Genomic DNA, 25,842 nt, shown 5'->3' with positions numbered 1-25,842 from the left:
ACCATACCTATCCGGTCGGATTAGTGGTGTTGCTGGAATGTTGCGCCACCGGGAGCTCCGCCGGTCGTGGGGGTGAGCTGGGGTTTCTGCGGCGGGTGGGGGAGTTCTGCCACCAGGGTGCGCCGGCGTGTGCGGGGTGGGCCCGGTCGTGGGGGTGCGGCTAGGCCAGGGCGGTCAGGCCCGGGGCGAAGGTGATGAGGAGGGGGATGAGCGGGACCAGGGCAGCCGTTGCCGTGGTCAGGGCCCGGTGGCGGCGCGGCAGGCGAGGGCGGGGTTCCAGGAGGCGGTCGACGCGTTCGCCGAGGAGGCGGTGGCTGGAGGCGCAGGAGAGGACACCGCGGTGCTGGTTCAGCTCGATCAGGGCCAGCGCGGTGGTCAGGTGGCCGCAGCGGCGGGAGGCGGTGTCGTCGGCCGAGAGCTCGACCAGCCGGTGGGTCTGGTCGCAGAAGTGGGCGAAGAGCGGCACGCTCGGGAAACCGGTGGCCAGGGCGGTCGACAGGTGCAGCAGCCAGTCGTGGCGGGCCCGGGCGTGGCCGCGCTCGTGGGTGAGCACGGCGTCCAGCTGATGGTCGGTGAGGCGGTGCAGGGCACCGGTGGTGACGATCAGCTGGGGCGGGCTGCCGGGCATCCACCAGGCGTCCGGGTACTCGTCCTCCAGGACCAGCAGCGGACCACGGGCCGCCGGGAGCCCGGCGGGCAGGTCGGGGGCGCGCTCGCGCAGGTGGGCGCGGGACCGGGCGCGCCGCCGGCGGGCCTCGACCAGCTCGCGGGCGAGCATCGCGGTCGTCCAGGCCGCGCCGGCCGCCAGCAGCAGGGTGAGGGCGGCCGCCCAGACCGGGCCGGCGGAGAGGTTGTACGCCGCGGTCACCGCGGGTGGCGCCGGGGCGAAGAGCTGGGCGCGGACGGTCCCGAAGACGGCGGTGGCGCCGAGGGCGAGTGCCGTCAGGCAGCACAGCAGCACCGTCGCGACCAGGCACTGCCACACCCACAGCCCGACCACGGGATCCCGCTCCGGCCACGCGGAACGGGTCAGCGCGCGGGGCACCGGCACCGCGGCGGTCACGGCGACGACGAACAGCAGGAGCAGGCAGACGGTCATGCCACTGGCTCCGGATCCTGGTCGAAGGATGGGCGGATCTGGCCGTACATGGGTGGTGCTGGCCGTACAAGGGGTGGTGCTGGCCGTACAGGGGTGGTGCTGGGCCGGGCCGTGCGCGCGCACACCGCCCGACGCCAGTATGACGGGGCCGGGCGGTGCGAGTCAGGTGTCGGCGGACACCGATTCCAGAACCTGGGCGTACGGACCGCGGGCGTACGGACCTCGGGCTTACGGACTGAGGGCGTACGGACGTTGAGCGTACAGACCTCGGGCGTAGGGGCCTCGGGCGTACAGGCCCCGCACCCCCTCGGCCGTGGCGTCGCGCGCGTACCGTCAGACGCCCTGCCCGACCCCCCGGCCGACCACTCGCCCGGTCACCTCTCCCAGCCCCACCCGGACACCGTCCGGGCCCGGGGCCCAGGCCGACAGGGTCACCACGTCGCCGTCCTCCAGGAACGTCCGCTTGCCGTCGGGGAGTTCCAGCGGGTCGCGGCCGTTCCAGGTCAGTTCGAGCAGCGACCCCCGCTCCCGCTCGGTGGGCCCGCTCACCGTGCCCGAGCCGTAGAGGTCGCCGGTGCGCAGCGAGGCTCCGTTGACCGTCATGTGGGCCAACTGCTGGGCGGCCGTCCAGTACATGGTGGAGAACGGCGGCTCGGAGACGACGTGGCCGTTGACGGCGACGGAGATCCGCAGGTCGTAGCCGCCGGGATCGTCCTGGTCGGTGTTCGTGTCGTCCAGGTAGGGCAGCAGCTCGTGCGTGCGCTCGGGCGGCGCCACCCGGGCCTCCTCCAGCGCGTCCAGCGGGGTGATCCACGCCGACACCGACGTGGTGAAGGACTTGCCGAGGAACGGACCGAGGGGGACGTACTCCCAGGCCTGGACGTCCCGCGCGGACCAGTCGTTGAGCAGGCAGAGCCCGAAGACGTGCTCGCGGAAGTCGCCGAGCGCGACCGGACTGCCCAGTTCGGACGGCACACCCACGACGAAGCCGACCTCCGCCTCGATGTCGAGCCGGACGGACGGGCCGAAGACGGGTGCGGCGTCGGCCGGGGGCTTGCGCTGCCCCGACGGGCGCACGACGTCCGTGCCCGAGACGACGACCGTGCCGGAGCGGCCGTGGTAGCCGATCGGGAGGTGCTTCCAGTTCGGGGTGAGGGAGTCGGCGGCGTCGGGGCGGAAGATCTGGCCGACGTTGCGGGCGTGGTTCTCGGAGGCGTAGAAGTCGACGTAGTCGGCGACCTCGAAGGGCAGGTGCAGGGTCACCGACGACAGCGGGTGGAAGAACGGCTCCAGGGTCTCGCGGTGGGAGGGGACCGTCACCCACGCCGTCAGCGCGCGCCGCACGTCCGACCACGCCGTGCGCCCGGCCGCCAGCAGCGGGTTGAGGGTGGGCTGCGCGAGGAGGGCCGCGTACGGCGAGCCGAGCGCGTGGGCCGCCGCCCCCGCGTCGAGGACGTGGTCGCCCAGCCGGACGCCCACCGTCCGGTCCGTCCGGTCGAGCGAGCCGGGGATCGAGAACACGCCGTACGGAAGGTTGTGCGGGCCGAAGGGGTCGCCCTCGGGGACATCGAAGGGGGGCATCGGGTGCTGCCTCGCTTTCGTGCTCGCCATGTGCGCCGTGCGCGCCGTGTGTGCCGTTGCGTGACGGCGGCTGTACTGGGTGTGTCAAGTGTGCCGGGTGTGTCAGGTGTGCCGGGTGTGCCGTTGTGTCACGTGATCGGGGTGCGTCACGTGACGCACGCGGTCCGGCCACACGTTACGGGTGACGTGCCGCTCTTGGGCAGTACCGCCGAAGGCGGCGGCGCCCGGTCCGGGTTCGGGGGCGGAAGGCACCACGGGGAGCACCCGGCGGGCAGGTAGCGTGCGATGCCGCCGCCAACCGGTGCACAGGCCCTGAACGGGCTTTAGCCGATGATGTATCAGGTTTCGGACATCCTCGGGCGTCGTCGTGCAACGCCGTGCGGGTTCGAGCGCACTCGCTACGCCCTCGCTCGGAAGCGGTCACGGGTGAGTCGGACGGGTGCGGTGTCCGTATTCTCTGATCATGGACCGCACCGCGTATTCACTCGTCGCCACCGACCTGGACGGCACGCTGCTCCGAGGCGACGACACCGTCTCCGACCGGTCGCTGGCCGCGCTGGCGCGGGCCGCCGGGGCGGGTGCGCGGCACCTGGTGGTGACGGGGCGCCCGGCCCCCCGGGTGCGCCCGCTGCTCGACCGGCTCGGCTGCACGGGGCTCGCGGTGTGCGGACAGGGCGCGCAGGTGTACGACGCCGGCGCGCACCGGATGCTGTGGTCGGTCACCCTGGACCGGGAGCTGGCCGAGACCGCGCTCGGCAAGATCGAGGCCGAGGTGGGCCAGGTGCACGCGGCCGTGGACCAGGACGGCGTCGACGGGCTGACACTCATCGAGCCGGACTACCTGATGCCCCACCCGACGCTGCCCGCGGTGCGCGTCGAGCAGCGTGCGCAGCTGTGGTCCAGGCCGATCAGCAAGGTGCTGCTGCGCCACCCCGAGCTGACCGACGACGAACTGGCGGCGACGGCTCGCGCGGTGGTCGGTTCCCTCGCGACGGTCACCATGTCGGGGCCCGGCACGGTGGAGCTCCAGCCCTGCGGCATCACCAAGGCCACCGGTCTGGCGCTGGCCGCCGAGCACCTGGGTCTGGAGCGGCGGCGGACGATCGCCTTCGGGGACATGCCCAACGACATCCCGATGTTCCAGTGGGCGGCCCACGGTGTGGCCATGGCCGGCGCGCACCCCGAACTCAAGGCGGTGGCCGACGAGGTCACCACGACGAACGAGGACGACGGCGTGGCCGTCGTCCTCGAGCGGATCTTCGGTACCTCTTAGGCGAGGTTCGGGCGGCGTACGGCTCAGTACGCGCTGAAGACGTTGTCCATCGAGCCGTAGCGGTCGGCCGCGTAGTTGCAGGCGGCGGTGATGTTGGCGACCGGGTCGTACGGGTCCCAGGAGGTGCCCTCGACGTGGTACGCCTGGAAGGTCGGGTCGATCACCTGGAGCAGGCCCTTGGACGGGGTGCCGTTGATGGCGTTGATGTCCCAGTTGTTGATGGCGAGCGGGTTGCCGGAGGACTCACGCATGATGTTGCGGTGAATGCCCTCGTAGGTCCCGGGGATGCCGTGCTGGGCCATGATGTCGAGCGACTCGCGGATCCAGCCGTCGAGGTTGTCCGGGTAGGCCGTGGCCGCCGTGGTGGCGGTCGTGGCGGCGGCCGGGGTGGCCGCGGAAGCGGTGGTGGCGCCGATGAGCGGCAGCGCGAGCACCGCGGCACCGGTGCCGGCCACGGCGAGCTTGCGGGCGAGGCGGCTGGTGCGGGCGTGACGGTTCTGACCGTTGGCAGACATGCGGTGTCCCTCTCCTTACGCCTACGAGGTGAGCTGTCGGGTTCGGGCGGGGAGGTGCCCGGCCGTGCCCTGACGGGTACGGCTTCACCCCGAGCCGCTCCGGTGGTGACCGGTGCGGCGACTTACCTGGGTCCCCCGCTCCTGCCTGCGAGTTTGTTGGGTGGATGACTGTGCGACGGGCGGTGGCAGGATTCGGCGTCCACCCGACAGGCCGGGAACGTATGCGAGAGCACATGTCCGGAACAAGTGCAGGAATCACCCAACATGCCTGTTGACCTTGGTCTGAGGCCTATATGGCTCTTGATCCTTTGCTGCTGCCAATCCCCAACTGGCTTGCGGGGCAAAGGGAGGGCACAGGTTCCGGCCGGGTTGCCTGTAGGTCGTCCGGAGTGAGCCAACTCACTGGCTTCAACAAGCACGGCAAATGGGGCATTAAGCCCAACTGGGAGCCAACCGGCCGCGGGTGGGGACGGCTTCGGGTGTCGGGCGGGGAGGGGTGGGAAGCGGGGAAGGGGAGAGGGCGGTGGAGGGGTGGCGCATAAGGAGGGGGCGGGCGTGTCGATCGGGTGACGTTCTCGAAGTGCGGGCCGTTGGGAGGAGTGATGGGATCTTCGGTGGCGGCTCCGGCCCGTTCGCCCTCCGGCTCCGGCTCGTCCCCTCTGGCGATATCAATCAAAATCTGCTCATATCACCTGATCAAAAACATACCGTTAATGATCCGATACCGACCAGCCTGTAACGGTGGGCGCTAGCGGTGATCGAAACGTGACCGGATACGCTGACTTGAGTGGTGGCAGCGACCTATCGACAAACCAGGTAATCGCCAGTAGACACCAGCAGACAGGAGACCCCTCGTGACCGTCGTCGGGCCGTTCGGGCTGAGCGTGCGGGACCAGGCTCTGGAAGCCGATGTCCAGGCCGGATTGGTTGCTGTCGAGGAAGGGTTGCTTGAGGCAACCAAAAGCGAGGTGCCGTTCATCACGGAGGCCGCCCAGCACCTGGTGCGGGCCGGCGGGAAACGGTTCCGGCCGCTGCTGGTGATGCTCTCGGCCCAGTTCGGTGACCCCTACGCCCCCGGGATCGTGCCCTCGGCCGTGGTCGTGGAGCTGACCCACCTCGCCACGCTGTACCACGACGACGTGATGGACGAGGCCGCCGTGCGGCGCGGGGTGCCCAGTGCGAACACCCGCTGGGACAACTCGGTCGCGGTCCTCACCGGCGACTTCCTGTTCGCCCGCGCCTCCCAGATCCTCGCCGACCTCGGACCCGAGGCGGTCCGCGTCCAGGCCCTCGCCTTTGAGCGGCTGGTCACCGGTCAGATCCTGGAGACGGCCGGCCCGCAGGACGGCCGCGACCCGGTCGACCACTACCTAGACGTGCTGGGCGGCAAGACGGGCTCCCTGGTGGCGGTCTCCTGCCGGTTCGGCGCGATGATGTCCGGCGCCGACGAGACGGTGGTGGACGTCCTCACCCAGTACGGCGAGCGGCTCGGCGTCGCCTTCCAGCTCGCCGACGACGTCCTGGACATCGCCTCCGACTCCGACGAGTCCGGCAAGACGCCCGGCACGGACCTGCGCGAGGGCATCCCCACCCTGCCCGTGCTGCGGCTGCGCGAGCGGGCGGCCCGGCTGGGACTCGCCGAGGACCTCGCGCTGTGCGAGCTGCTCGACTCCGACCTGAGCGACGACGCGCGGCACGCCGAGGCGCTGCGCCTGCTGCGTGCCCACCCCGCGCTGGAGCAGGCCCGCCGGGACACCGTCCGGTACGCGGAGGAGGCCCGGGCGGCGCTGGCCCCGCTGCGCGAGTGCGACGCGAAGGCCGCGCTGGTGGAGCTGTGCGACGCGGTGGTCCACCGGGCCGGCTGACCGCCCTCCGCGGTCCGTCGCCGCCTGCGCGGTCCGCGCCGGCCCCTACGGGGCGGGGGAGTCGGCGCCCCTGCGTGTCATCCCGCAGGAGTAGGCGGAGTTGAGCCCGCGGTCTGACGCTTGTGCTCCGGCGATTTGGTCAGATGGACACCACGGAAAAACACCAATCCTCACCGATTCGGGTGAGAATGGCGGCTCACGGGTGAACGAGTGCGAGGTCGCGAGACAGCCGCCGCCGACGACGGAGGTAGGGCACACATGGCACCGATCGATTCCGACGACAACACGACCGCCCGGGAGGGCGAGGAGCTGCGGGCCGGACGGCGCAAGGCCGCGCGGTACGTCGTCCCGGTCGCGGTGATGGGAGTGGCGGCCGCGACGATCGGGCTCGTTCCCGCGCTCGCCGACTCCGGCGACCCCGACCTGCCGAAGGTCACGGCGGAGCAGCTCATAGAGAAGATCGCCGAGTCGGACGTCCAGCAGCTGTCCGGCACGGTGCGCATCAACACCGACCTGGGTCTGCCGGACCTCGGCGGGCTGGAGAGCGGCCTGATGTCCGGAATGTCCGGAGGTCCGGGCTCCGGCGGGGATGGCGAGGGCTCCGCCGCCGACCCCTCGGCCAAGCTCACCGAGCTGGTGTCCGGCAGCCACACGCTGCGCGTCGCGGCCGACGGCCCCGACCGGCAGAAGCTGTCCCTGCTGGAGAACGCCGCCGAGTACAGCCTGATCCACAACGGCAAGGACGTCTGGGGCTACGACAGCTCGTCCAACGAGGTCTACCACTCCACCGCCGCCGACGGCGCCGGGCGGCCGGAGAAGGACGTGCCGGGCCAGGACGTGCCGGCCACCCCGAAGGACTTCGCCGACCAGGCGCTCAAGGCGGTCGACGACACCACGTCCGTGACCGTCGGCGGTACCGCGCAGGTGGCCGGCCGGGACGCCTACCGCCTGGTCGTCGAGCCCAAGCAGGACGGATCGACGGTCGGTGCGATCACCGTGGCGGTGGATGCCGAGACCGGCACGCCGCTGAAGTTCACCCTGACCCCGGCGAGCGGCGGCGCCGCCGTCGTGGACGTGGGCTTCACCAAGGTCAGCTTCGCCAAGCCGGACGCGTCGACGTTCGACTTCACGCCACCCGAGGGGGCCAAGGTCACCGAGGCCGACGAGGCCGGCGAGCGGGCCGGGGCCCCGGAGCACGGCCGCGGGGCCGAGGGCGAGCTCGCCAAGGGGATGGACGGCATCGAGGTCATCGGCGAGGGCTGGAACTCGATCGCCACCTTCGACACCGGCGCTGAGGGCGGCCTGCCCACGGACTCCGCGGGCGACCTGGGCGGCCTCGGCGGCTTCCTCGGCTCCTTCGGCGACCAGGTCAAGGGCGACTTCGGCTCGGGCACGGTCTTCAAGACCCGCCTGGTCAACGCCCTGATCACGGACGACGGCAAGGTCTACGCCGGTGCGGTCACCAAGGACGCGCTGGTGAAGGCGGCCGACGCCGCGAAGTAGGATCCCGCAGCACCCCCACCCGTACGGCGAAGAGGACGAGAAGAGGGAGCCGATGGCCGAAGCGTCCGCCACGGAGCCGGAGCGCCCGGACCAGGAGAGCGCGGATGACGCCGTCATCGCCACCCGCGCGCTCACCAAGCGCTACCGCGGCGGACAGCTCGCCGTCGACGGTCTGGACCTGACCGTCCCGGCGGGCAGTGTCTTCGGCTTCCTCGGGCCCAACGGCTCCGGCAAGACCACCACCATCCGCATGCTGATGGGGCTGATCGAACCCACCTCGGGCAGCGCCCGGGTCCTCGGCCGGCCCATGCCACGCGCGGCCCGCGCCGTACTGCCCCGGGTCGGCGCCCTCATCGAGGGCCCGGCCCTGTACGGCTTCCTCTCCGGTCGGGACAACCTGCTGCGCTACGACGCCGCCGACCCGACCGCCGACCCGCGCACCCGGCGCGAGCGCGTAGGGGCGGCGCTGGACCGGGTGGGCCTCGCGGCCGCCGGCGGCAAGAAGGCGAAGGCGTACTCGCTCGGGATGAAGCAGCGGCTGGGGCTCGCCGCCGCGCTGCTCCAGCCGCGCCGGCTGCTGGTGCTGGACGAGCCGACCAACGGTCTCGACCCGCAGGGCATGCGCGAGATCCGCACCCTCGTGCGCGAACTGGCCTCCGACGGCACCACCGTCTTCCTCTCCTCCCACCTGCTGGACGAGATCGAGCAGGTGTGCACCCACGCCGCCGTGATGGCACAGGGCCGGCTGGTCACCCAGGGCGCGGTCGCCGATCTGGCGGCCGGGGCACGGGGCCGGCTGGTGGTGACCACGCCGGACGCGGGCGACGCGGCCAGGGTGCTGAAGGAGCAGGGGGCCGCGGACGTGGTCGTCGACGGGGACCGGGTGACGGCGGAGCCACCGGAGCGCGACCTCGCCGAGGTGAACGCGGCGCTGGTCGCGGCCCGCGTCCGGGTCCGGGGCTTCGTGGTGGAACACGCCTCGCTGGAGGACGCGTTCGTGGCGCTGACCGGGGAGGGCTTCGATGTCGCGGGCTGATGTGCGGGACGAGCCGGTGGGGGAGCCCGCGGGCGGGGCGCGGGACCCGATTGCGCACCCGGGCCCAGGTGCCGCGCGGCCCCCGAGCCCGCTGTGGTCCTTCGGGCTGTTCCGCAGCGAGCTGCTGACCACCTTCCGGCGCTGGCGCACCCTCGCCCTGCTGACGGTGCTCGCCGCCGTGCCGGTCCTGGTGGGCATCGCCGTGAAGATCGAGACGAGCGACGGGTCCTCGCTCGGCGGCGGTGGCGGCGGTGGCGAGGGGCCGGCGTTCATCTCGCAGATCAGCAACAACGGGCTGTTCCTGGTCTTCACCGCGCTCGCCGCGACCCTCCCGTTCTTCCTGCCGATGGCCATCGGCGTCGTCGCGGGCGACGCGATCGCGGGCGAGTCGAGCGCGGGCACGCTCCGCTACCTCCTGGTCGCCCCGGCCGGCCGCTCCCGGCTGCTGCTCACCAAGTACGCGACGGTGGTCGCCTTCTGCCTCGCCGCCACCCTGGTGGTCGCGTTCTCGGCGCTGGCGGTCGGCGCGCTGCTCTTCCCGGTCGGCGACCTGATCACCATCTCGGGCACCCGGATCACCTACGTCGAGGGCCTGGGACGGGCGCTGCTGATCGCCCTGGTCGTGGCCGCCTCACTGGTCGGCATCGCGGCCCTGGGCCTGTTCGTCTCCACTTTGACGGGCAGCGGCATCGCGGCGATGGCCACCACGGTCGGACTGCTGATCACCGTCCAGATCCTCGACCAGATCCCCCAGCTCGACGCCCTCCAGCCGTACTTCTTCTCGCACTACTGGCTCTCCTTCGCCGACGTGATGCGCGAACCGGTCTACTGGGACGACCTGGTGAAGAACCTCGGCCTCCAGGCCCTCTACGCGGCGGTCTTCGGCTCGGCGGCCTGGGCCCGGTTCACGACGAAGGACATCACCGCGTAGTCAGGACCTGGTGGCCATCGCGTAGACAGGGCTGGGTGGTCATCGCGCAGTCAGGACTGGGCGGTCATCGCGCAGTCAGGGCTGGGCGCTCATGGCGTAGTCACGGTCACGGCGCTCGCCTGGTCGTACGGGAACCGCGCGAACGGCGCCTCCCGCGCGAAGAAGGTCTTGGCACGGGCCAGCGCCTCCGTGTCCCGCAGGACGTCACCGGGCTTGCTGCCGTTGCCCAGCAGCACTCCGCCGAAGCGCATGCCCATGTACGCCGCGGAGTTGTTCAGGGCTCCGATCAGCGGGTCGGCGACCTCCCGCTCCTCGTGGGCGAGCGCGGTGACGCCCCACAGGGTGCGGCCGGCCAGGGTCGCCTTGAAGTCGAGGCCGGGGGTGCGCAACCAGCCGGACCAGTGGTCGAGGTAGCGCTTGACCGGTGTGGACAGCGTGTACCAGTACAGCGGCGAGGCGATCACGATGTCCGTGGCGGCGAGGGTGGCGTCGAGCAGCAGCCGCGCGTTGCCCTCCGTGGGGCGCGTGTGGTCGCTGTCGTGCCGCAGGTCCTCGAACTCCGGCAAGGGGTGCCGGGCCAGGTCGATCCAGCGCTGCTCGACGTCCGCGGGCAGTTGGTCTGCGGCGCGACGGGCGAGCAGCTCGGTGTTGCCGTCGGGGCGGGTGCTGCCCGGCAGGAAGAGGAAGCGGCGCGTCATGGGGACCCCCCAGGGTCGGTCGGCGGCAGACGATAACCTGCGTATGCATTATATGCACACGCATCAATCTGTCCATGTGGGCACGGCCATCGCGCGGCGTGACCTCCTGGAACGAGCCTGTGACACCCCGGTGACGCGAGAATCGGGAGCGAGCGGAGAGACTCGAAGCAGATGCACGACAGGCATGACAGGCTCTGGACGGCAGGGAACGGAAACCGCCGACGGAAGCCGCCGATGAGTGGGGGAACGATGTCTCGACTCGGCCGCGACAAGCAGCGGGAACACGAGTGGGCCGCGGGCTCGCCCGGTCCCGCGACGACGCCGATCGACGTCCACGTGCCGGACGGCGACTCCGGCGTGCGCGGTGCCTCGGTCGACGGTTCGCGGGTCGTCGCGGCCCCGGGCGAGGAGATCCAGAACGCCGTCCTGAACCGCCTCCACCGCCTCGCCCTCGCCGCGGGTCGCCCCGTCCTCGCCACGATCCACGACCGGCGCCTCGGCTACTCCGTCCCCCTCCGGGTCGACCCGGACGGCTCGAGCCACCTCGCCGCGGACCCGGTGCCGACGGCGGCGGAGGGGGCGCGCGAGGAGGCGCGTGAGGGGGCGAGCGAGGGAGTCGGCATGGAGGCCCTCGTCGAGGCGCCCGCACGGCACGACCGGCCCACGCACGTCCTGCGCTCGGTGGTACCGGCCCGGGACGGCACGCCGACGTTCCCGCTGCCGGCGGTGCCCGGAACGGAGCGGGAGCGGTCCGGCGGCGCCTCCGCGCCGACCTTCACGCTGCGCGCCCTGCCGGAGCCGGCCCGGGTGACGCCGCCCGGCACGGTGGCGCCGCCGACGGGTGCGTTCGGGCCGCCGCCCCGCATGGACGGTGCGTCCACGACCGGCACCGCGCGGGACGCGGCGCCGCGACCGACATACGGCCCCTTCGCCGCACCGGAGCCGACCCCGGCGCCCGAGCCGGTTCCTGATCCGGTTCCCGGGCCGGTTCTTGAGCCGAAGCCTGAGCCGGAAGCCGCGCCCGTTCCCGCTCCCAGGCCCGTGCCCGCTCCCGCCCCCAAGTCGGTCTCCGACCCCTACTCCGACCCCGATCCCAAGCCCACCCCCGCCCGCGGCTTCGACGCCGTGGCCGAGGCCGTGCTCGGGGACGCGCCGCTCACCGCGCCCGGCGACGCCACCACCCCGGCCCTGCTCGCGGAGCCGACGGCCCGTATCAACGAGGCCGTCAAGGAGGGGCGTACGGAGGCCGCGGCGCGGCTGGCGGAGCAGACGTTGACGGAGGCCTCGCGCACGCTCGGGCCGGAGCACGCCGAGGTGCTCCGGCTCCGTGAACTCACCGCGTACATCGCCTACTTGTCCGGCGACCCGGACCGCGCCTTCCAGCTCTCCCTCGACCTGGCCCGGATACACCGGCGCTCGGGCGACGCCGAGGCCGCGTACGGCAACGTCCAGAGCGCCGCGACCGCCTGGCGTGCCGTACGCGACCCCGCACGGGGCCTGGAACTGGGGAGCGACCTGGTAGGCCTGTGGTCCGAACTCGCCGCCGAGGACGGCCCGGCCGCCGAGGACGCCGAGGAACTGGAGTCCGCCCGCACCCGCATGGGCCGCCTCACCGAACGCGCCCGCGCCCAGGCCGGCTGACGTCGGCCGGCCGGTGCCCGCGCGGGGACGCTCGCCCTACCGCGACAGTTCCCAGACCGCGTAGGCGACGGCGTCGCTGTTGCGGTCCAGGGCAGTGTCGTCGATGTTGGCGGTCGTGTCGCAGGACGAGTGGTAGCAGCGGTCGAAGGGCTGGCCCACGGTGCCGCCCCACTTGGCCGCCTGCGCGGACGTCTTGCGGTAGTCCGCGCCGCTGAAGAGGCCGCCCACGGGGACGCCCGCGTTCTTGAAGGGTGCGTGGTCGGAGCGTCCGTCGCCCTCGGTCTCGATCTCGGTGGAGATGCCGATCCCGCTGAAGTAGTCCTTGAACGTCTTCTCGATCGTGGGATCGTCGTCGTAGACGAAGTAACCGGGGTTGGGCGAGCCGATCATGTCGAAGTTCAGGTAGCCGCTGATCTTCGCGCGTTCCGCGGAGCCGAGGCTGTTGACGTAGTAGCGGGAGCCGACGAGTCCCAGCTCCTCCGCGCCCCACCAGGCGAAGCGCAGGTGCTTCGTCGGCTGGTAGCCGGACCGGGCGACGGCGAGCGCGGTCTCCAGGACGGCCGAGGAGCCGGAGCCGTTGTCGTTGATGCCGGGCCCGGAGACGACACTGTCCATATGTGACCCGGTCATGACAACCTGACTCGCGTCGCCGCCGGGCCAGTCGGCTGTCAGGTTGTACCCGGTGCGGCCCGACGCGCTGAACTGCTGGATGCGGGTGGTGAAACCGGCGGCGTCCAGCTTGGCCTTCACGTAGTCGAGGGAGGCCCGGTAGCCGGCGCGGCCGTGGGCGCGGTTGCCGCCGTTCGCCGTGGCGATCGACTGCAGCCGCGTCAGATGGGCCTTGACGTTGGCTATCGGTATGTCGGGCGCGGCGGCGGCAGCGGTAGCGGCAGTGCCGGTGGGGGCGGCGGGGTGCGCGGGTGCGGACGCCGCACCGGCGGCGGAACCGCCGGCCATCAGCGTGGCGACGGCGACGGCTCCGGCCGTCAGGGCGCGCCCGGAAAGGAGGAGCTGCATGTGGGGGGCTCCGAAGTCCTAGGAGGTCCCGGGGGAGGGGACCCCGCAGTGAATGGGGTGCCTGGATGGTGCGGGCGGGACTGACCGCCCGTCAAGACCGCTATCCGGCCACGGCATCGCACATAGCGGAAGCCCCCGATGCCGGTCCTAGTGGACGCAGAACTCGTTCCCCTCGGGGTCCGTCATCACCACCCATTCCCCGCCCGGCTCCTTCACCTGCCGCTGCACGCTCGCTCCCAGTGCCTGGAGCCGGGCGACCTCCTCCTCGCGCCCGCCGTCCGGCGCGTGCACGTCGAGGTGGATCCGGTTCTTGACGGTCTTGGCCTCCGGTACGCGCTGGAACAGCAGTCGGCGTCCCAGTCCGGTGCCGCTCTCCTCCTGGAAGGGGTCGTCGGGGTGGCGTACGGCGGCCAGGTCGCGCCAGGCGCGGCGGCCGTGGGACTCGACGGTCAGCTCCGCCGGCACCGCCCCGAAGCCCAGCAGTTTCTCGATGAGCGCGCTGTTGTCCTCCACCTCGTAGTGAAGGGCCGAGGCCCAGAAGTCCGCCTGCGCGTGCGGGGCGGCCGCGTCGATGACGATCTTGAAGTGCAGCGGAGCGGGCCTTGAGGTCGATGTCATGTAACCACTTATACTGGTTTCATGAGCGAGCGGGTAGAGGAAGCGCCGGAACCGCCGGAACCGCCTGAACCGCCGAAGTCTCCGCGACGGTCGAAGCCGGCCGCGGACCGTCCGCCCGGGCTGACACTGGTGTCGCACGAGGGCAGGCCGTACCGCTTCGACCCGGGCGCGCTCTGCCTCGAACTGCTCACGACGGGAGGGCCGGGCGCCTTCGCGCGCTGGGAAGTGCTGCACGAGCCCGCCGACCTGATGACCTGGGTCGAGCGCAGCCGACTGGCGGACGGGCTGGACCTGTCAGTGGACCGGGCGGACGTGGCGCGGACCAGGGCCCTGCGCGACGCCCTCTTCCTCCTGGCCGCCGACCGCGCCCACGGACGGCCGCTGCGGCGGGATCACCTGGACGCCGTCAACTCCGCCGCGGCCGAACCCCCGCTCGTCACCCGCCTCGAACCGGACGGCACGCGCGGCTGGGCATCGGGTGCCACGGGGTCCCGCTTGCTGTCGACGGTCGCGCGCGACGCGATCGAGCTGTTCACCGGCCCCTACGCGGACCGCATCCGTGAGTGCGGTGCCCACAACTGTTTCCTGCTGTTCGTCGACACCTCACGGCCCGGCCGCCGCCGCTGGTGCGCGATGGAGCACTGCGGAAACCGGGAGAAGGTCCGCGCGCACCGCGCCCGGCGAGCACCCGACACGCGCTGACCCGGGAGCGTACGAAGGAGCCGCTACGGCTTCCCGGCCCTGGTTCCGTGTTGCTGTTGCTGTTGCTGTTGCTGTTGCTGTTGCGGTGCGTCGCCGACGCCCGGTGCCGGAGTCCCCGAGGCCACGACCCCCGGCTCCCGCGCTGCGGCGGCCCCCTTGAGCGGCGGTACGCCCGCGCCCGCCCGGTCCAGTTGTTCCCTCAGTGCCCGTGCGGTCCGGCGGGCCGTGCGCAGCGCGTCCCAGGTGAGCAGCGTCAGCGCCAGCCAGACCAGCCCGAAGCCGGCCCAGCGCTCGGGGGGCATGGCCTCGCCGAAGTAGAGGACGCCGAGCAGGAACTGGAAGACCGGTGCCAGGTACTGCAGCAGCCCCAGCGTGGACAGCGGAACGCGGATCGCCGCCGCGCCGAAGCAGACCAGCGGGATCGCCGTGACGACGCCGGTCGCGGCGAGCAGGGCCGAGTGCCCGGCGCCCTCCGTGGTGAAGGTCGACTCGCCCTGCGCGCCCAGCCACAGCAGGTAGCCGAGCGCCGGAAGGAACTGGATCGCCGTCTCGGCGGCCAGCGACTCCACACCACCGAGGTTGACCTTCTTCTTCACCAGGCCGTACGTGGCGAAGGAGAAGGCGAGGCAGAGCGAGATCCACGGCGGCTGGCCGTAGCCGACGGCGAGCACGAGCACTGCCGCGAAGCCGGTGCCGACCGCCGCCCACTGCGCGGGCCGCAGCCGCTCCTTGAGCAGCAACACGCCCATGGCGATGGTGACCAGCGGGTTGATGAAGTAGCCGAGCGAGGCCTCGACGACATGGCCGCTGTTCACGGCCCAGATGTAGACGCCCCAGTTGACGGTGATGACCGCGGCGGCCACCGTGACCAGGGCGAGCCTGCGCGGCTGCCGCAGCAGCTCACCGGCCCAGGCCCAGCGCCGTACGAAGAGGAGGGCGACGGCGACGAAGGCGAGGGACCACACCATCCGGTGGGCGAGGATCTCCCCGGCCCCGGCGGGCTTGAGCAGCGGCCAGAACAGCGGGACCAGCCCCCACATCCCGTACGCCGCGAAGCCGTTCAGCAGGCCTACTCGCTGATCACTCCTGGACGACCCGGCCACGGGCACCTCCTTCTCGCACACGGCATGCCGGGAACGGGGTGGCATGCCAGGACGAAGGTAGCGCCGCACCCGGCCGCGTGTCATGCCCGTATCGGAATACGGTCATGACACGCGGGGTGGGGCAAGGAGGGGCCGGGGTCGGGGAGGGTGGAAATCAGTCCTTGAGCGCGACGGCGACGGCCTCGGCGAGCGGTGTCGTCGGGCGGCCGGCCAACCGGGACAGGTCGCCGGTGGAGACGACCAGCTCGCCCTTGGCGATGGCGGCGTCCACGCCCGCGAAGACGTCCGCGAGCGGTCCGGGCACCCCGGCACCGGTCAGGATGGCGGTGTAGTCCTCGACCGAGACGGGCTTGTAGGTGATCTCCCTGCCCGTCTGCCGGCTCAGCTCGGCGGCGTACTCGGCGAAGCTCCAGGCCTCGTCGCCGCCCAGCTCGTACGAGGTGTTCTCGTGGCCCTCGCCGGTCAGTACGGCGACGGCGGCGGCCGCGTAGTCGGCGCGGGAGGCGGAGGAGATCCGGCCCTCACCGGCCGCCTGGACGACGGCGCCGTGCTCCAGGACCGGGGCGAGCTGCTCGGTGTAGTTCTCGTGGTACCAACCGTTGCGCAGCAGCGTGTACGGCACGCCCGAGCCGACCAGAACCTCCTCGGTGGCGCGGTGGTCGTCGGCGAGCGCGGCCTTGAGGCTGCTGGGGGCGCTGGTGTAGGCGAGCAGGGCGACGCCGGCCTTCTTCGCCGCCTCGATCACGACCGTGTGCTGCCGTACGCGGCCCTTGTCGAACTCGTTGCCGGAGATCAACAGGACCCGGTCGCCGGCCGCGAACACGGCGTCGAAGGTCTCGGGGGAGTTGTAGTCGGCGACAGCGAGCCGTACGCCGAGGTCGGCGAGGTCGGCGGCCTTGTCGCGGTTCCGGACGACGGCGGTGACCTGGTCGGCCGGCACCTTGGCCAGCAGCTGCCGCACGACGTGGCGGCCGAGGTGTCCGGTGGCTCCGGTGACGACGATGCTCATGGTTTCAGTGCTCCTTGTGGGGGTGCGTTGCGACTAACCCTAACGGCGGCGCTAACCATAGGAAAGTGCGCACCTTGAAGTAAGGTACTTACCTGTAGGTAACCAAGAGGGGCCCGGACGGTAGTCGTCCGGGCCCCTCTGGTGTGCCGTGAGGCGGCGGGTTGGTCAGCCGACGACCGTCCAGGTGTCGTTGCCGGTCAGCAGCGTGGCGAGGTCGCCCTTGCCGTCTGTCTCGATGGCGGTGTCGAGTTGTTGGGACATGAGGGTGTCGTAGACCGGTCGTTGGACTGAGCGCAGGACACCGATCGGGGTGTGGTGGAGGGTGTCGGGGTCGGCGAGGCGGGAGAGTGCGAAGGCCGTGGTCGGGGACGCGGCGTGGGCGTCGTGGACCAGGATCTGCGTCTCGTTGTCGGCGGTGACGGTGACGATGTTCAGGTCGCCGGTTTGCGGGTCCCGTACGACGCCCTTGGTGTTGTCGGTGCCGAAGCGGATCGGCTGGCCGTGTTCGAGGCGGATGACCGCCTCTTCGGCCTGCTGCTGGTCTTTGAGGGCGTCGAAGGCGCCGTCGTTGAAGATGTTGCAGTTCTGGTAGATCTCGATCAGGGCGGTGCCGGGGTGTTCGGCGGCCTGGCGCAGGACGTCGGTGAGGTGTCTGCGGTCGGAGTCGACGGTCCGTGCGACGAAGGTGGCTTCCGCGCCGAGGGCCAGGGAGACGGGGTTGAAGGGCGCGTCCAGGGAGCCCATCGGGGTCGATTTGGTGATCTTCCCGATTTCGGAGGTGGGGGAGTACTGGCCCTTGGTCAGGCCGTAGATCCGGTTGTTGAACAGCAGGATCTTGAGGTTGACGTTGCGGCGCAGGGCGTGGATGAGGTGGTTGCCGCCGATGGAGAGGGCGTCGCCGTCCCCGGTGACGACCCACACGGACAGGTCGCGCCGGGAGGTGGCGAGGCCGGTGGCGATGGCGGGGGCGCGGCCGTGGATGGAGTGCATCCCGTAGGTGTTCATGTAGTAGGGGAAGCGGGAGGAGCAGCCGATGCCGGAGACGAAGACGATGTTCTCCTTCGCCAGGCCGAGCTGGGGCATGAAGCCCTGCACGGCGGCGAGGATGGCGTAGTCGCCGCAGCCGGGACACCAGCGCACTTCCTGGTCGGACTTGAAGTCCTTCATGGACTGCTTGGCCTCGGCCTTGGGGACGAGCTGGAGCAGTGCGCCGGTGTCAGTCATCGATGGCCTCCTTCAGGACCGTGGCGAGCTGTTCGGCCTTGAACGGCATGCCGTTGACCTGGTTGAACGAGCGGGCGTCGACCAGGTACCTGGCCCGGATCAGGGTGGCGAGCTGGCCGAGGTTCATCTCCGGGACGACGACCTTGTCGTAGCGGGCGAGGACGTCGCCGAGGTTGGCCGGGAAGGGATTGAGGTGGCGCAGGTGCGCCTGGGCGATCTCCTGCCCGGCGGTGCGCAGCCGGCGCACGGCGGCGGTGATGGGCCCGTAGGTGGAGCCCCAGCCAAGGACCAGGGTCCGGGCGCCGTCCGGGTCGTCGACGTCCAGGTCGGGGACGTCGATGCCGTCGATCTTGGCCTGGCGGGTGCGGACCATGAAGTCGTGGTTGGCCGGGTCGTAGGAGATGTTCCCGGTGCCGTCCTGTTTCTCGATGCCGCCGATCCGGTGCTCGAGGCCGGGGGTGCCCGGTACCGCCCAGGGGCGGGCCAGGGTGTGCGGGTCGCGTTTGTAGGGCCAGAACACCTCGGTGCCGTCGTCCAGGGTGTGGTTGGGGCCCTGGGCGAACTGCACGCTCAGGTCGGGCAGTTCGTCCGGCTCGGGGATCCGCCAGGGTTCGGAGCCGTTGGCGAGGTAGCCGTCGGAGAGCAGGAGGACCGGAGTGCGGTAGGCCAGCGCGATCCGTGCCGCTTCCAGGGCGGCGTCGAAGCAGTCGGCCGCCGTGCGCGGCGCGACGACCGCAACCGGCGCCTCGCCGTTGCGCCCGTACATCGCCTGCAGCAGATCGGCCTGCTCCGTCTTGGTCGGCAGACCCGTCGACGGGCCGCCCCGCTGGATGTCCACCACCAGCAGCGGCAGCTCCAGCGAGACGGCCAGCCCGATCGTCTCGCTCTTGAGCGCCACCCCGGGGCCGGAGGTGGTGGTCACCGCCAGCGACCCGCCGAAGGCCGCTCCCAGCGCCGCGCCGATCCCGGCGATCTCGTCCTCCGCCTGGAAGGTACGCACCCCGAAGTTCTTGTGCCGGGACAGCTCGTGCAGGATGTCGGACGCCGGGGTGATGGGGTAGGAGCCCAGGAACAGCGGCAGGTCCGCCTGCCGGGACGCGGCGATCAGACCGTAGGCCAGGGCCAGGTTCCCGGAAATGTTGCGGTAGGTGCCGGGCGGGAACGCCGTCGCCGCCGGCGCCACCTCGTAGGAGACCGCGAAGTCCTCCGTGGTCTCCCCGAAGTTCCAGCCCGCCCGGTAGGCCGCGATGTTCGCGGCCGCGATCTGCGGCTTCTTCGCGAACTTCGACCGCAGAAACCTCTCCGTGCCCTCGGTGGGCCGGTGATACATCCACGACAGCAGCCCGAGCGCGAACATGTTCTTGCTCCGCTCGGCCTCCTTGCGGCTGAGGTCGAACTCGCCCAGCGCCTGGACGGTCAGTGTGGTCAGCGGCACCGGATGCAGGTGGTAGCCGTCGAGGGAACCGTCCTCCAGCGGGGAGGTGTCGTAGCCGACCTTCTGCATGGCCCGCCGGGTGAACTCGTCCGTGTTGACGATGATCTCCGCGCCGCGTGGCAGGTCGCCCACGTTGGCTTTCAGCGCGGCCGGGTTCATCGCGACCAGCACGTTGGGGGCGTCGCCGGGTGTGAGGATGTCGTGGTCGGCGAAGTGCAGCTGGAACGACGAGACGCCCGGCAGGGTGCCGGCGGGGGCCCGGATCTCGGCGGGGAAGTTCGGCAGCGTCGACAGGTCATTGCCGAACGACGCCGTTTCCGAGGTGAAACGGTCACCGGTGAGCTGCATCCCGTCGCCGGAGTCCCCCGCGAACCTGATGATCACCCGGTCCAGCCGGCGGACGTCCTTCGCCGCAACCGGTTTGCGCTGTGCTCCCACGACGGTCTCGTCGGTTCCGTCGGCCTGCTCCGCTGGGCTGCTGACCTGGCTGGTCACTTAACTGGACCTCCCTCGGGACGGCTGTCCGGGGACTGGTCTCCCACCGACCGTCCCAGGATCAACCCTACGTCCGCGCGCCGTGACTTCCGGTGGACATTCGCATGATGGACACGACTTCGAGATGGCCCACGGCCCTGGAATCCCAAGGTTTTACCGCCCCGGCACCGGTGAGGACGCACCCCGCCCGTCCTCCGGTTTCTCATTCGTCCGGATGAGCGTTCCCGTCGCCGGACCGGGCCGGGCCGGACCGGACCGGACCGGATCGGATCGGATCGGACCGGACCGGTGCTTCCGAGGTATGAGCCGCCGATGTCAGGAATTGAGATAGGTCAGCACCGCGAGCACCCTGCGGTGATCACCGTCGCTCGGGGACAGCCCCAGCTTCATGAAGATGTTGCTGACGTGCTTCTCGACGGCCCCGTCGCTCACGACGAGCTGCCGGGCGATCGCCGAGTTCGTCCGTCCCTCGGCCATGAGCCCCAGCACCTCCCGCTCACGCGGGGTGAGCCCGGCGAGGACGTCCTGCTTGCGGCTGCGCCCGAGCAGCTGCGCGACCACCTCCGGGTCCAGCGCCGTACCGCCCTGCGCCACCCGCACCACCGCGTCCACGAACTCCCGCACCTCGGCCACCCGGTCCTTGAGCAGATAGCCCACGCCCCGACTGGAACCGGCCAGCAACTCCGTCGCGTAGCGCTCCTCCACGTACTGGGACAGCACCAGCACGCCGAGACCGGGATGCGCCTTGCGCAGCCGCACCGAGGCCCGAACCCCCTCGTCGGTGTGCGTCGGCGGCATCCGTACGTCCGCCACCACGACGTCCGGCAACTCGCCCTGCGCGTCCAGCTCGGTGATGGTCTTGACCAGTGCCTCACCGTCGCCGACACCGGCCACGACCTCGTGCCCGCGGTCGGTCAGCAACCGGGTCAGCCCCTCTCGGAGCAGCACTGAATCCTCGGCGATGACCACCCGCACCCTGTCCTCCACGATCCTCGGCCCCCCACAGCCCGTGCACCTCACGGTCCGCGCGGCACGCGCCGCGTCCACGAACCGTCCGTGCGACAGGTCCAGCATCCCAGCATCGGAGGCCGGATGCCCAAGGGCAACGGGAAGAGAACGGGAAGTCCCGGGTACCGACCCCGGTGTCGGTCCCGGTATTGGTACTGGGTCCGTACAGGTTCGGCCACTCGATGGCCGGTTCTCGACGGTCGGCCGGCCCCCGGCACGGTGCGGCCCCGGCACGGTGCGGCCCCCGTTACGGTGCGGCCCCCCGTTACGGCGTGGTGCCTCGTCACGGCGCCGGGCCGCCGCCGCTGTGCCGGTCAGCCGGTGAGCGGCTCGTTCCGCCAGGGCAGCTCCGCCGTGATCCGTGTCGGGCCTCCGGCCGGCGAGTCCACCACGAGGATGCCGTCCACTGCGTCCAGCCGCTCCGCCAGACCGGCCAGCCCGGACCCGGCCGACGCGTCGGCGCCGCCCACGCCGTTGTCCACGACCTGGAGCATCAGCCGGTTCTCCACCCGCCAGACCTCCACGGCGGCCGACGTGGCCCGCGCGTGCTTGCTGACGTTCTGGAGCAGCTCCGAGACGGTGAAGTAGGCGATGCCCTCGATCGCCGAGGCCGGCCGCTCAGCCAGGTCGACCTCCACCCGCACCGGCACGGTGCAGCGGGAGGCGACCGAGGAGAGCGCCGCGTCCAGGCCGCGGTCGGTCAGGACCGCGGGGTGGATGCCCCGGGCCAGGTCCCGCAGCTCCTGGAGCGCCGTCTTCACCTCACCGTGCGCCTCGTCCACCATGACGGCCGCGGCCCGGGGGTCCTCCTTCAGCTTCTCCTTGGCCAGACCCAGGTCCATGGCGAGGTTGACCAGGCGGGCCTGTGCCCCGTCGTGCAGGTCGCGCTCGATGCGCCGCAGGTCGGCGGCGGCCGTGTCGACCACGACCCCCCGGTCCGACTCCAGCTCCACGACCCGCGTCGCCAGCCGCGACGGTCCGAGCAGCCCGTGCACCATGACCCGGTCCACCGTCGTCAGCGCCCGCACCAGCCACGGCGTCGCCAGCGTGAACAGCAGACCGACCAGCGCGGTCACGGCGATCTCGAAGGGGTTGTCCAGGTAGACCCGGTGCGTCTGGTCGCCGTACAGCTGGAGCCCGTCCTGGCCCGCGTACATCGGGAACACCCAGAACCACAGCGGGTACGTCAGCATCGCCCACCCGAACGCCCAGACGTTCACGGCGACGACGAACGAGAACACCGACCACGGGAACTGCAGCACCGCGTACAGCAGGCTCCGCCAGGAGGCGCCGCTCTTGAGCACGGCGCCCATCCAGCCCATCGCGCCCTGCTTCTTCAGCCGCAGCGGCTCCGGCTCGGAAACCCGCAGGCCCAGCAGGGCACGGGCCCGCGCCCGCTCCATCGCCCCGAAGCCCCTGCACCCGGCGAGGGCGGCCGCCAGCACCGGCACCCCCAGGAACGTCACCAGCAGGCCTGCCCCCAGCGACACCATCGTCACGGCGTACGTGAAGAGCAGGATGCCGACCGGCAGACCCACCAGGACATAGCCGAACTCCCGCCAGCTGCGGGCCTCGAACGGTGCCCGCAGCCCCGCCGGCAGCCGGTGGTGCCGCTCACCGGTGTGCCCGGGGAAGCCGGACCCGCTCCCGAGCCCGTAACCCTGTCCGTATTCCGTGGCCATCGGTGCCGTCCCTCTCCTCGTCGCGCTACGGCTGTGCTGTCGTAACTCCACCCTCCTCGACCGCGGCGCCTCGGCCCATGGAGCCCGTCGGCGTCTGCGGAGTGGGGTTTTCCCTACCCCCTGGGGCGCGAGCCGGCCGCGTCGGCCTCCGTACGGTCCCGCCACGGCAGCTCGGCCGTGATCGTGGTCGGGCCGCCCTCCGGCGAATCGACGACGAAGAGGCCGTCGACGGCGGACAACCGGTCGGCGAGGCCCCTCATCCCACTACCACCGTCGAGGCGTGCGCCGCCGTGGCCGTTGTCCTCCACCTGTATGAGCAGCCGGTCGGACGACCGCCACACCTCCACGGAGGCCGAACTCGCCCCACTGTGCTTGCTCACGTTCTGGAGCAGCTCCGAGACGGTGAAGTAGGCGATGCCCTCGATGGCGGCCGCGGGGCGTTCCGCCAGGTCGGCGGTCACCTTGACCGGCACGGTGCAGCGGGAGGCGACCGAGGAGAGCGCCGCGTCCAGGCCGCGGTCGGTCAGGACCGCGGGGTGGATGCCCCGGGCCAGGTCCCGCAGCTCCTGCAGGGCCAGCTTCACCTCGCCGTGCGCCTCGTCGACCATGGCCGCCGCCGCGTCGGGGTCCTCGAGAAGCTTCTCCTTCGCCAGGCCGAGACCCATGGCGAGGTTGACCAGGCGGGCCTGCGCCCCGTCGTGCAGGTCGCGCTCGATGCGCCGCAGGTCGGCGGCGGCCGTGTCGACCACGACCCCCCGGTCCGACTCCAGCTCGGCGATCCGCCGCTCCAGCTCGTCGGACGGGGACAGCAGCCCCCGCACCATCGCCCGGTCGGCGTTGGCCAGGCCCCGCGCGATGAACGGCAGCACGGGCCACAGCACGAACAACGACGTCAGGGTGACGAGGAAGGTGGCGACGCCCCAGGGGAACCGGATGAACGCGTACAGGACCGTGCGCCAGCCCACCGGGTCCTTCAACGACATCCACAACTGCGCGAAGAAGCCGCGCCCGCTCCGCAACGGCAGTGGGCTCGGCTCGTCCACCCGCACCCCGAGCAGCGCTCTGCTCCGCGCCCGCTCGAGCTTGCCCAGCTGCCGCGCGCCCAGCAGGCCGGCCGCCAGCAGCGGGAGTCCGATCACCGTGACCGTCAATCCGATGCCGACGGACAGCATCGTCACCACGTAGGTGAAGCCGAGCAGCGCCGCCGGGAAATTCGCCAGCAGGTGGGCGATCTCTTTCCAGGTGTGCCGGTCGTAGGCGAAACGGGCCGGCGGCAGGCGGTCGCCGGCCGCTGAGCCGGTGGTCCCGGCGAGGCTGGATGTCGAGAGGCGTTCGGTCATACACGTCAGCGTGCCGTGCGGCGCGACGCCGCGCCATGAGGTGGACCGCCGGGATCCACTGAGGAAAACCCCACCCCCGCGTCTCGAGGGGCGACGGGCTGCTTACCGTCTCTTTATCAGGCTCTAGACTCCCGTGCGTACGGATCGTCGAACAGCAGCGTTCACGAGGTTCACGACAGGGAGCGAGGGCCGCACGTGCCGGAACCGACCGTCGGCGACGCGACCGCCGACGCCGTGACCACCGCCGATGCGACCGTCGGGCTCGCCGCGGACTACTTCCAGTCCTACTCGGTCGTCGGCCTGCTCGCCGTCGTCGGGGTGCTCTTCGTCGCCGTGGCCTTCGGCGCCGGGCGGCTGCTGCGACCGGTGGTCCCCACGCCCGAGAAGCTGCTCACCTACGAGTGCGGCGTCGACCCCGTCGGAGAGGGCTGGGCGCACACCCAGGTCCGCTACTACGTCTACGCGTTCCTCTACGTCATCTTCGCGGTCGACTCGATCTTCCTCTTCCCCTGGGCGACGGTCTTCGCCGACCCTGGTTACGGGGCCACGACCCTCGTCGAGATGTTCATCTTCCTCGGCTTCCTCGCCGTGGGTCTGTTGTACGCATACAAGAAGGGCGTCCTGTCGTGGACGTGAACCCCGCCGATCCCACCCCCGTGCCGCTCCCCGAGCCCAAGAGGCTGGGCACGCTCGCCCGCCTCGCCCCGGAGCCGATGAAGGTCGTCCTGAACTGGGGCCGCCGCTACTCGCTCTGGGTGTTCAACTTCGGCCTCGCCTGCTGCGCGATCGAGTTCATCGCCGCGTCGATGGCCCGCCACGACTTCATCCGGCTCGGTGTCATCCCGTTCGCGCCCGGCCCCCGTCAGGCCGACCTGATGGTCGTCTCGGGCACGGTGACCGACAAGATGGCACCGGCCGTCAAGCGCCTGTACGAGCAGATGCCCGAGCCGAAGTACGTCATCTCCTTCGGCGCCTGCTCCAACTGCGGCGGCCCCTACTGGGACTCCTACTCCGTGACGAAGGGCGTCGACCAGATCATCCCCGTCGACGTCTACGTTCCCGGCTGCCCGCCGCGCCCCGAGGCGCTGCTCCAGGGGATCCTCAAACTCCAGGAGAAGATCGCGCGGGAGTCCCTTGGCGAGCGGTACGGCGTCTCGCCCCGGCCGTCGACGGCCGCGCTGCGAAGCGGTCTGGTACGACCGCCGGAGCCGGGCTCGGGGCCGAGTTCGGGTGAGGGCACGGACACGGGCTCGGATGCGGGGCGAGGCCGATGACGGCGGTCGGCTGGCTGCCCGCCGGCGTCGAGGAGCTCTTCGGCACGGACGCCACGGCGGAGGAGTCGTACGACCTCCTGACCGTCGACGTGCCGCCCGCCTCCTGGATCACCGCCCTGGAGACGGCGCGTGACCGGCTGGGCTGCACGTACTTCGACTGGCTGAGCGCGGTCGACGAACCGGGCACCGGGTTTCGCGTCGCGGCACACGTCGCGGCGCTGGGACCGGTCCGCAGGCTGCTGCTGCGCACGACCGTCCCGCACGACGCACCGGCTCTGCCCAGCGCCGTCGGGGTGTACGCGGGCGCGGCCTGGCACGAGCGCGAGACCCACGAGATGTTCGGTGTCGCCTTCGCGGACCACCCCGCGCTGGACCACCTGCTCCTTCCGGAGGGCTTCGAGGGCCACCCACTGCGGAAGGACTTCGTCCTCGCCGCACGCGTCGCCAAGGCCTGGCCCGGAGCCAAGGAACCCGGCGAGTCCGATCACGGCGGTCCCCGTCGCCGCCAGATGCTGCCGCCTGGCGTCCCCGACCCCAACGAGTGGGGCCCGCTGAAGGGCCAGCTGCCGCCCGCTCCGGCCCGCCCGGCACGCGGTGCGGGGCGAGCGGCGGGGGAGCGCCCGGTCCGCGGGGCGGGGAGCGCCCGGCCCGCCGGACCCGTACGGCCGCCGAGGGCTCCGTCGGCCAGACGGCTCCCGGCACCGAGACCCCGGCCGCGCCGCGCCGCGCCCGCACGGCGGCCGAAGGCTCGGCTAAGCCAGACCTCCCCGGCCTAGCGAACCGACGACGGCGC

At 71.6% G+C, this 25,842-nt stretch carries 23 protein-coding genes and 1 riboswitch; of the genes, 10 read left to right on the top strand and 13 right to left on the bottom strand.

The window, feature by feature from the left end; all coding sequences use genetic code 11:
* Positions 1-160: 160 nt before the first annotated feature.
* Positions 161-1,099 carry a M56 family metallopeptidase gene (locus Sru02f_RS34765; protein WP_109035760.1) on the bottom strand — a complete coding sequence of 313 codons (939 nt, stop codon included), beginning with the start codon at positions 1,097-1,099 and terminating at the stop codon, positions 161-163.
* Between the two features lie 333 nt (positions 1,100-1,432).
* Complete coding sequence (gene fahA, locus Sru02f_RS34760; protein WP_109035762.1) at positions 1,433-2,680, bottom strand: fumarylacetoacetase; 1,248 nt, start codon at positions 2,678-2,680, stop codon at positions 1,433-1,435.
* A gap of 463 nt (positions 2,681-3,143) precedes the next feature.
* Here fahA and Sru02f_RS34755 point away from each other — a divergent pair, with 463 nt between their 5' ends.
* Positions 3,144-3,953, top strand: coding sequence for an HAD family hydrolase (locus tag Sru02f_RS34755; protein ID WP_109035764.1), 810 nt, complete (start codon positions 3,144-3,146; stop codon positions 3,951-3,953).
* A 23-nt stretch (positions 3,954-3,976) separates the two neighbouring features.
* Here Sru02f_RS34755 and Sru02f_RS34750 read toward each other — a convergent pair whose 3' ends face one another.
* On the bottom strand, positions 3,977-4,468 hold the full coding sequence (locus tag Sru02f_RS34750; RefSeq protein WP_003974365.1) for a transglycosylase SLT domain-containing protein: 492 nt from the start codon (positions 4,466-4,468) through the stop codon (positions 3,977-3,979).
* Between the two features lie 4 nt (positions 4,469-4,472).
* A riboswitch (cyclic di-AMP (ydaO/yuaA leader) is annotated at positions 4,473-4,641 on the bottom strand.
* 681 nt (positions 4,642-5,322) lie between these two features.
* On the opposite strand from Sru02f_RS34750, the gene Sru02f_RS34745 reads away from it, so the two are divergent.
* From Sru02f_RS34745 to Sru02f_RS34730, 4 genes are all read left to right on the top strand, one after another.
* Positions 5,323-6,333 carry a polyprenyl synthetase family protein gene (locus Sru02f_RS34745; RefSeq protein ID WP_003974364.1) on the top strand — a complete coding sequence of 337 codons (1,011 nt, stop codon included), beginning with the start codon at positions 5,323-5,325 and terminating at the stop codon, positions 6,331-6,333.
* 258 nt (positions 6,334-6,591) lie between these two features.
* The gene (locus Sru02f_RS34740; protein WP_109035766.1) at positions 6,592-7,836 is read left to right on the top strand and encodes a LolA family protein; all 1,245 of its coding nucleotides are present in this window, start codon (positions 6,592-6,594) and stop codon (positions 7,834-7,836) included.
* Positions 7,837-7,888: 52 nt separating this feature from the next.
* Positions 7,889-8,872: an ABC transporter ATP-binding protein gene (locus tag Sru02f_RS34735; RefSeq protein ID WP_109035768.1), complete on the top strand. Its 984-nt coding sequence runs from the start codon at positions 7,889-7,891 to the stop codon at positions 8,870-8,872.
* Positions 8,859-9,803, top strand: a complete 945-nt coding sequence (locus Sru02f_RS34730) for an ABC transporter permease (protein WP_174855219.1) — start codon at positions 8,859-8,861, stop codon at positions 9,801-9,803. Before Sru02f_RS34735 ends, Sru02f_RS34730 begins: the two co-directional genes overlap by 14 nt.
* Positions 9,804-9,892: 89 nt before the next feature.
* Here the strand turns inward: Sru02f_RS34730 and Sru02f_RS34725 are convergent, their stop codons facing one another.
* The gene (locus tag Sru02f_RS34725; protein ID WP_109035772.1) at positions 9,893-10,501 is read right to left on the bottom strand and encodes a flavodoxin family protein; all 609 of its coding nucleotides are present in this window, start codon (positions 10,499-10,501) and stop codon (positions 9,893-9,895) included.
* 249 nt (positions 10,502-10,750) lie between these two features.
* On the opposite strand from Sru02f_RS34725, the gene Sru02f_RS34720 reads away from it, so the two are divergent.
* Positions 10,751-12,142 (top strand): tetratricopeptide repeat protein, encoded by a 1,392-nt coding sequence (locus Sru02f_RS34720; protein WP_174855220.1) that lies wholly within the window; start codon positions 10,751-10,753, stop codon positions 12,140-12,142.
* Positions 12,143-12,178: 36 nt separating this feature from the next.
* Here the strand turns inward: Sru02f_RS34720 and Sru02f_RS34715 are convergent, their stop codons facing one another.
* Together Sru02f_RS34715 and Sru02f_RS34710 are read right to left on the bottom strand one after the other, a co-directional pair.
* A complete protein-coding gene (locus Sru02f_RS34715) occupies positions 12,179-13,159 on the bottom strand; it encodes a M28 family metallopeptidase (RefSeq protein ID WP_109035776.1) in 981 nt (326 codons plus the stop codon).
* A 147-nt stretch (positions 13,160-13,306) separates the two neighbouring features.
* Positions 13,307-13,777 (bottom strand): VOC family protein, encoded by a 471-nt coding sequence (locus Sru02f_RS34710; RefSeq protein WP_109035778.1) that lies wholly within the window; start codon positions 13,775-13,777, stop codon positions 13,307-13,309.
* A 129-nt stretch (positions 13,778-13,906) separates the two neighbouring features.
* Between Sru02f_RS34710 and Sru02f_RS34705 the strand changes: the two genes are divergently transcribed.
* Positions 13,907-14,479 (top strand): CGNR zinc finger domain-containing protein, encoded by a 573-nt coding sequence (locus tag Sru02f_RS34705; RefSeq protein ID WP_109035780.1) that lies wholly within the window; start codon positions 13,907-13,909, stop codon positions 14,477-14,479.
* Positions 14,480-14,502: 23 nt separating this feature from the next.
* On the opposite strand, the gene rarD is transcribed toward Sru02f_RS34705, so the two are convergent.
* The 7 genes from rarD to Sru02f_RS34670 all read right to left on the bottom strand — a co-directional run bounded on the left by rarD (position 14,503) and on the right by Sru02f_RS34670 (position 23,775).
* The gene (gene rarD, locus Sru02f_RS34700; RefSeq protein WP_109035782.1) at positions 14,503-15,582 is read right to left on the bottom strand and encodes an EamA family transporter RarD; all 1,080 of its coding nucleotides are present in this window, start codon (positions 15,580-15,582) and stop codon (positions 14,503-14,505) included.
* Between the two features lie 154 nt (positions 15,583-15,736).
* Positions 15,737-16,591, bottom strand: a complete 855-nt coding sequence (locus tag Sru02f_RS34695) for an SDR family oxidoreductase (RefSeq protein WP_109035784.1) — start codon at positions 16,589-16,591, stop codon at positions 15,737-15,739.
* 165 nt (positions 16,592-16,756) lie between these two features.
* Positions 16,757-17,815, bottom strand: coding sequence for a 2-oxoacid:ferredoxin oxidoreductase subunit beta (locus Sru02f_RS34690; RefSeq protein ID WP_373103664.1), 1,059 nt, complete (start codon positions 17,813-17,815; stop codon positions 16,757-16,759).
* Entirely contained in the window at positions 17,808-19,745 is a 1,938-nt protein-coding gene (locus Sru02f_RS34685; RefSeq protein ID WP_373103663.1) for a 2-oxoacid:acceptor oxidoreductase subunit alpha, read from the bottom strand. Before Sru02f_RS34685 ends, Sru02f_RS34690 begins: the two co-directional genes overlap by 8 nt.
* 315 nt (positions 19,746-20,060) lie before the next feature.
* On the bottom strand, positions 20,061-20,720 hold the full coding sequence (locus tag Sru02f_RS34680; protein WP_275898184.1) for a response regulator transcription factor: 660 nt from the start codon (positions 20,718-20,720) through the stop codon (positions 20,061-20,063).
* A gap of 347 nt (positions 20,721-21,067) precedes the next feature.
* Positions 21,068-22,435 carry a sensor histidine kinase gene (locus tag Sru02f_RS34675; RefSeq protein WP_109034144.1) on the bottom strand — a complete coding sequence of 456 codons (1,368 nt, stop codon included), beginning with the start codon at positions 22,433-22,435 and terminating at the stop codon, positions 21,068-21,070.
* Positions 22,436-22,548: 113 nt separating this feature from the next.
* Positions 22,549-23,775, bottom strand: a complete 1,227-nt coding sequence (locus Sru02f_RS34670) for a sensor histidine kinase (RefSeq protein ID WP_109034146.1) — start codon at positions 23,773-23,775, stop codon at positions 22,549-22,551.
* 195 nt (positions 23,776-23,970) lie between these two features.
* On the opposite strand from Sru02f_RS34670, the gene Sru02f_RS34665 reads away from it, so the two are divergent.
* From Sru02f_RS34665 to Sru02f_RS34655, 3 genes are read left to right on the top strand one after another with little or no spacing between them, the layout of a single operon-like run.
* Positions 23,971-24,411: an NADH-quinone oxidoreductase subunit A gene (locus Sru02f_RS34665; protein WP_003974348.1), complete on the top strand. Its 441-nt coding sequence runs from the start codon at positions 23,971-23,973 to the stop codon at positions 24,409-24,411.
* Positions 24,402-25,049, top strand: coding sequence for an NADH-quinone oxidoreductase subunit B (locus tag Sru02f_RS34660; RefSeq protein ID WP_109034148.1), 648 nt, complete (start codon positions 24,402-24,404; stop codon positions 25,047-25,049). The genes Sru02f_RS34665 and Sru02f_RS34660 overlap by 10 nt, the downstream gene beginning before the upstream one ends.
* Positions 25,046-25,825, top strand: a complete 780-nt coding sequence (locus tag Sru02f_RS34655) for an NADH-quinone oxidoreductase subunit C (RefSeq protein WP_373103661.1) — start codon at positions 25,046-25,048, stop codon at positions 25,823-25,825. The genes Sru02f_RS34660 and Sru02f_RS34655 overlap by 4 nt, the downstream gene beginning before the upstream one ends.
* The last annotated feature ends 17 nt before the right edge of the window (positions 25,826-25,842 follow it).

Origin of the sequence: Streptomyces rubrogriseus, from assembly GCF_027947575.1 — a bacterium.
Taxonomy (GTDB): domain Bacteria; phylum Actinomycetota; class Actinomycetes; order Streptomycetales; family Streptomycetaceae; genus Streptomyces; species Streptomyces rubrogriseus.
This window is presented reverse-complemented; position numbering and strand designations above follow the sequence as displayed.

Excerpts from the sequence above, each read along its gene's own strand:
- Sru02f_RS34750 (WP_003974365.1), bottom strand. The coding sequence starts at position 4,468 with ATGTCTGCCAACGGTCAGAACCGTCACGCCCGCACCAGCCGCCTCGCC.
- fahA (WP_109035762.1), bottom strand. The coding sequence starts at position 2,680 with ATGCCCCCCTTCGATGTCCCCGAGGGCGACCCCTTCGGCCCGCACAAC.
- Sru02f_RS34655 (WP_373103661.1), top strand. The coding sequence starts at position 25,046 with ATGACGGCGGTCGGCTGGCTGCCCGCCGGCGTCGAGGAGCTCTTCGGC.
- Sru02f_RS34695 (WP_109035784.1), bottom strand. The coding sequence starts at position 16,591 with ATGAGCATCGTCGTCACCGGAGCCACCGGACACCTCGGCCGCCACGTC.
- Sru02f_RS34720 (WP_174855220.1), top strand. The coding sequence starts at position 10,751 with ATGTCTCGACTCGGCCGCGACAAGCAGCGGGAACACGAGTGGGCCGCG.
- Sru02f_RS34735 (WP_109035768.1), top strand. The coding sequence starts at position 7,889 with ATGGCCGAAGCGTCCGCCACGGAGCCGGAGCGCCCGGACCAGGAGAGC.
- Sru02f_RS34755 (WP_109035764.1), top strand. The coding sequence starts at position 3,144 with ATGGACCGCACCGCGTATTCACTCGTCGCCACCGACCTGGACGGCACG.
- Sru02f_RS34675 (WP_109034144.1), bottom strand. The coding sequence starts at position 22,435 with ATGGCCACGGAATACGGACAGGGTTACGGGCTCGGGAGCGGGTCCGGC.
- Sru02f_RS34670 (WP_109034146.1), bottom strand. The coding sequence starts at position 23,775 with ATGACCGAACGCCTCTCGACATCCAGCCTCGCCGGGACCACCGGCTCA.
- Sru02f_RS34710 (WP_109035778.1), bottom strand. The coding sequence starts at position 13,777 with ATGACATCGACCTCAAGGCCCGCTCCGCTGCACTTCAAGATCGTCATC.
- Sru02f_RS34765 (WP_109035760.1), bottom strand. The coding sequence starts at position 1,099 with ATGACCGTCTGCCTGCTCCTGCTGTTCGTCGTCGCCGTGACCGCCGCG.
- Sru02f_RS34740 (WP_109035766.1), top strand. The coding sequence starts at position 6,592 with ATGGCACCGATCGATTCCGACGACAACACGACCGCCCGGGAGGGCGAG.
- Sru02f_RS34730 (WP_174855219.1), top strand. The coding sequence starts at position 8,859 with ATGTCGCGGGCTGATGTGCGGGACGAGCCGGTGGGGGAGCCCGCGGGC.
- Sru02f_RS34690 (WP_373103664.1), bottom strand. The coding sequence starts at position 17,815 with ATGACTGACACCGGCGCACTGCTCCAGCTCGTCCCCAAGGCCGAGGCC.
- Sru02f_RS34725 (WP_109035772.1), bottom strand. The coding sequence starts at position 10,501 with ATGACGCGCCGCTTCCTCTTCCTGCCGGGCAGCACCCGCCCCGACGGC.
- Sru02f_RS34715 (WP_109035776.1), bottom strand. The coding sequence starts at position 13,159 with ATGCAGCTCCTCCTTTCCGGGCGCGCCCTGACGGCCGGAGCCGTCGCC.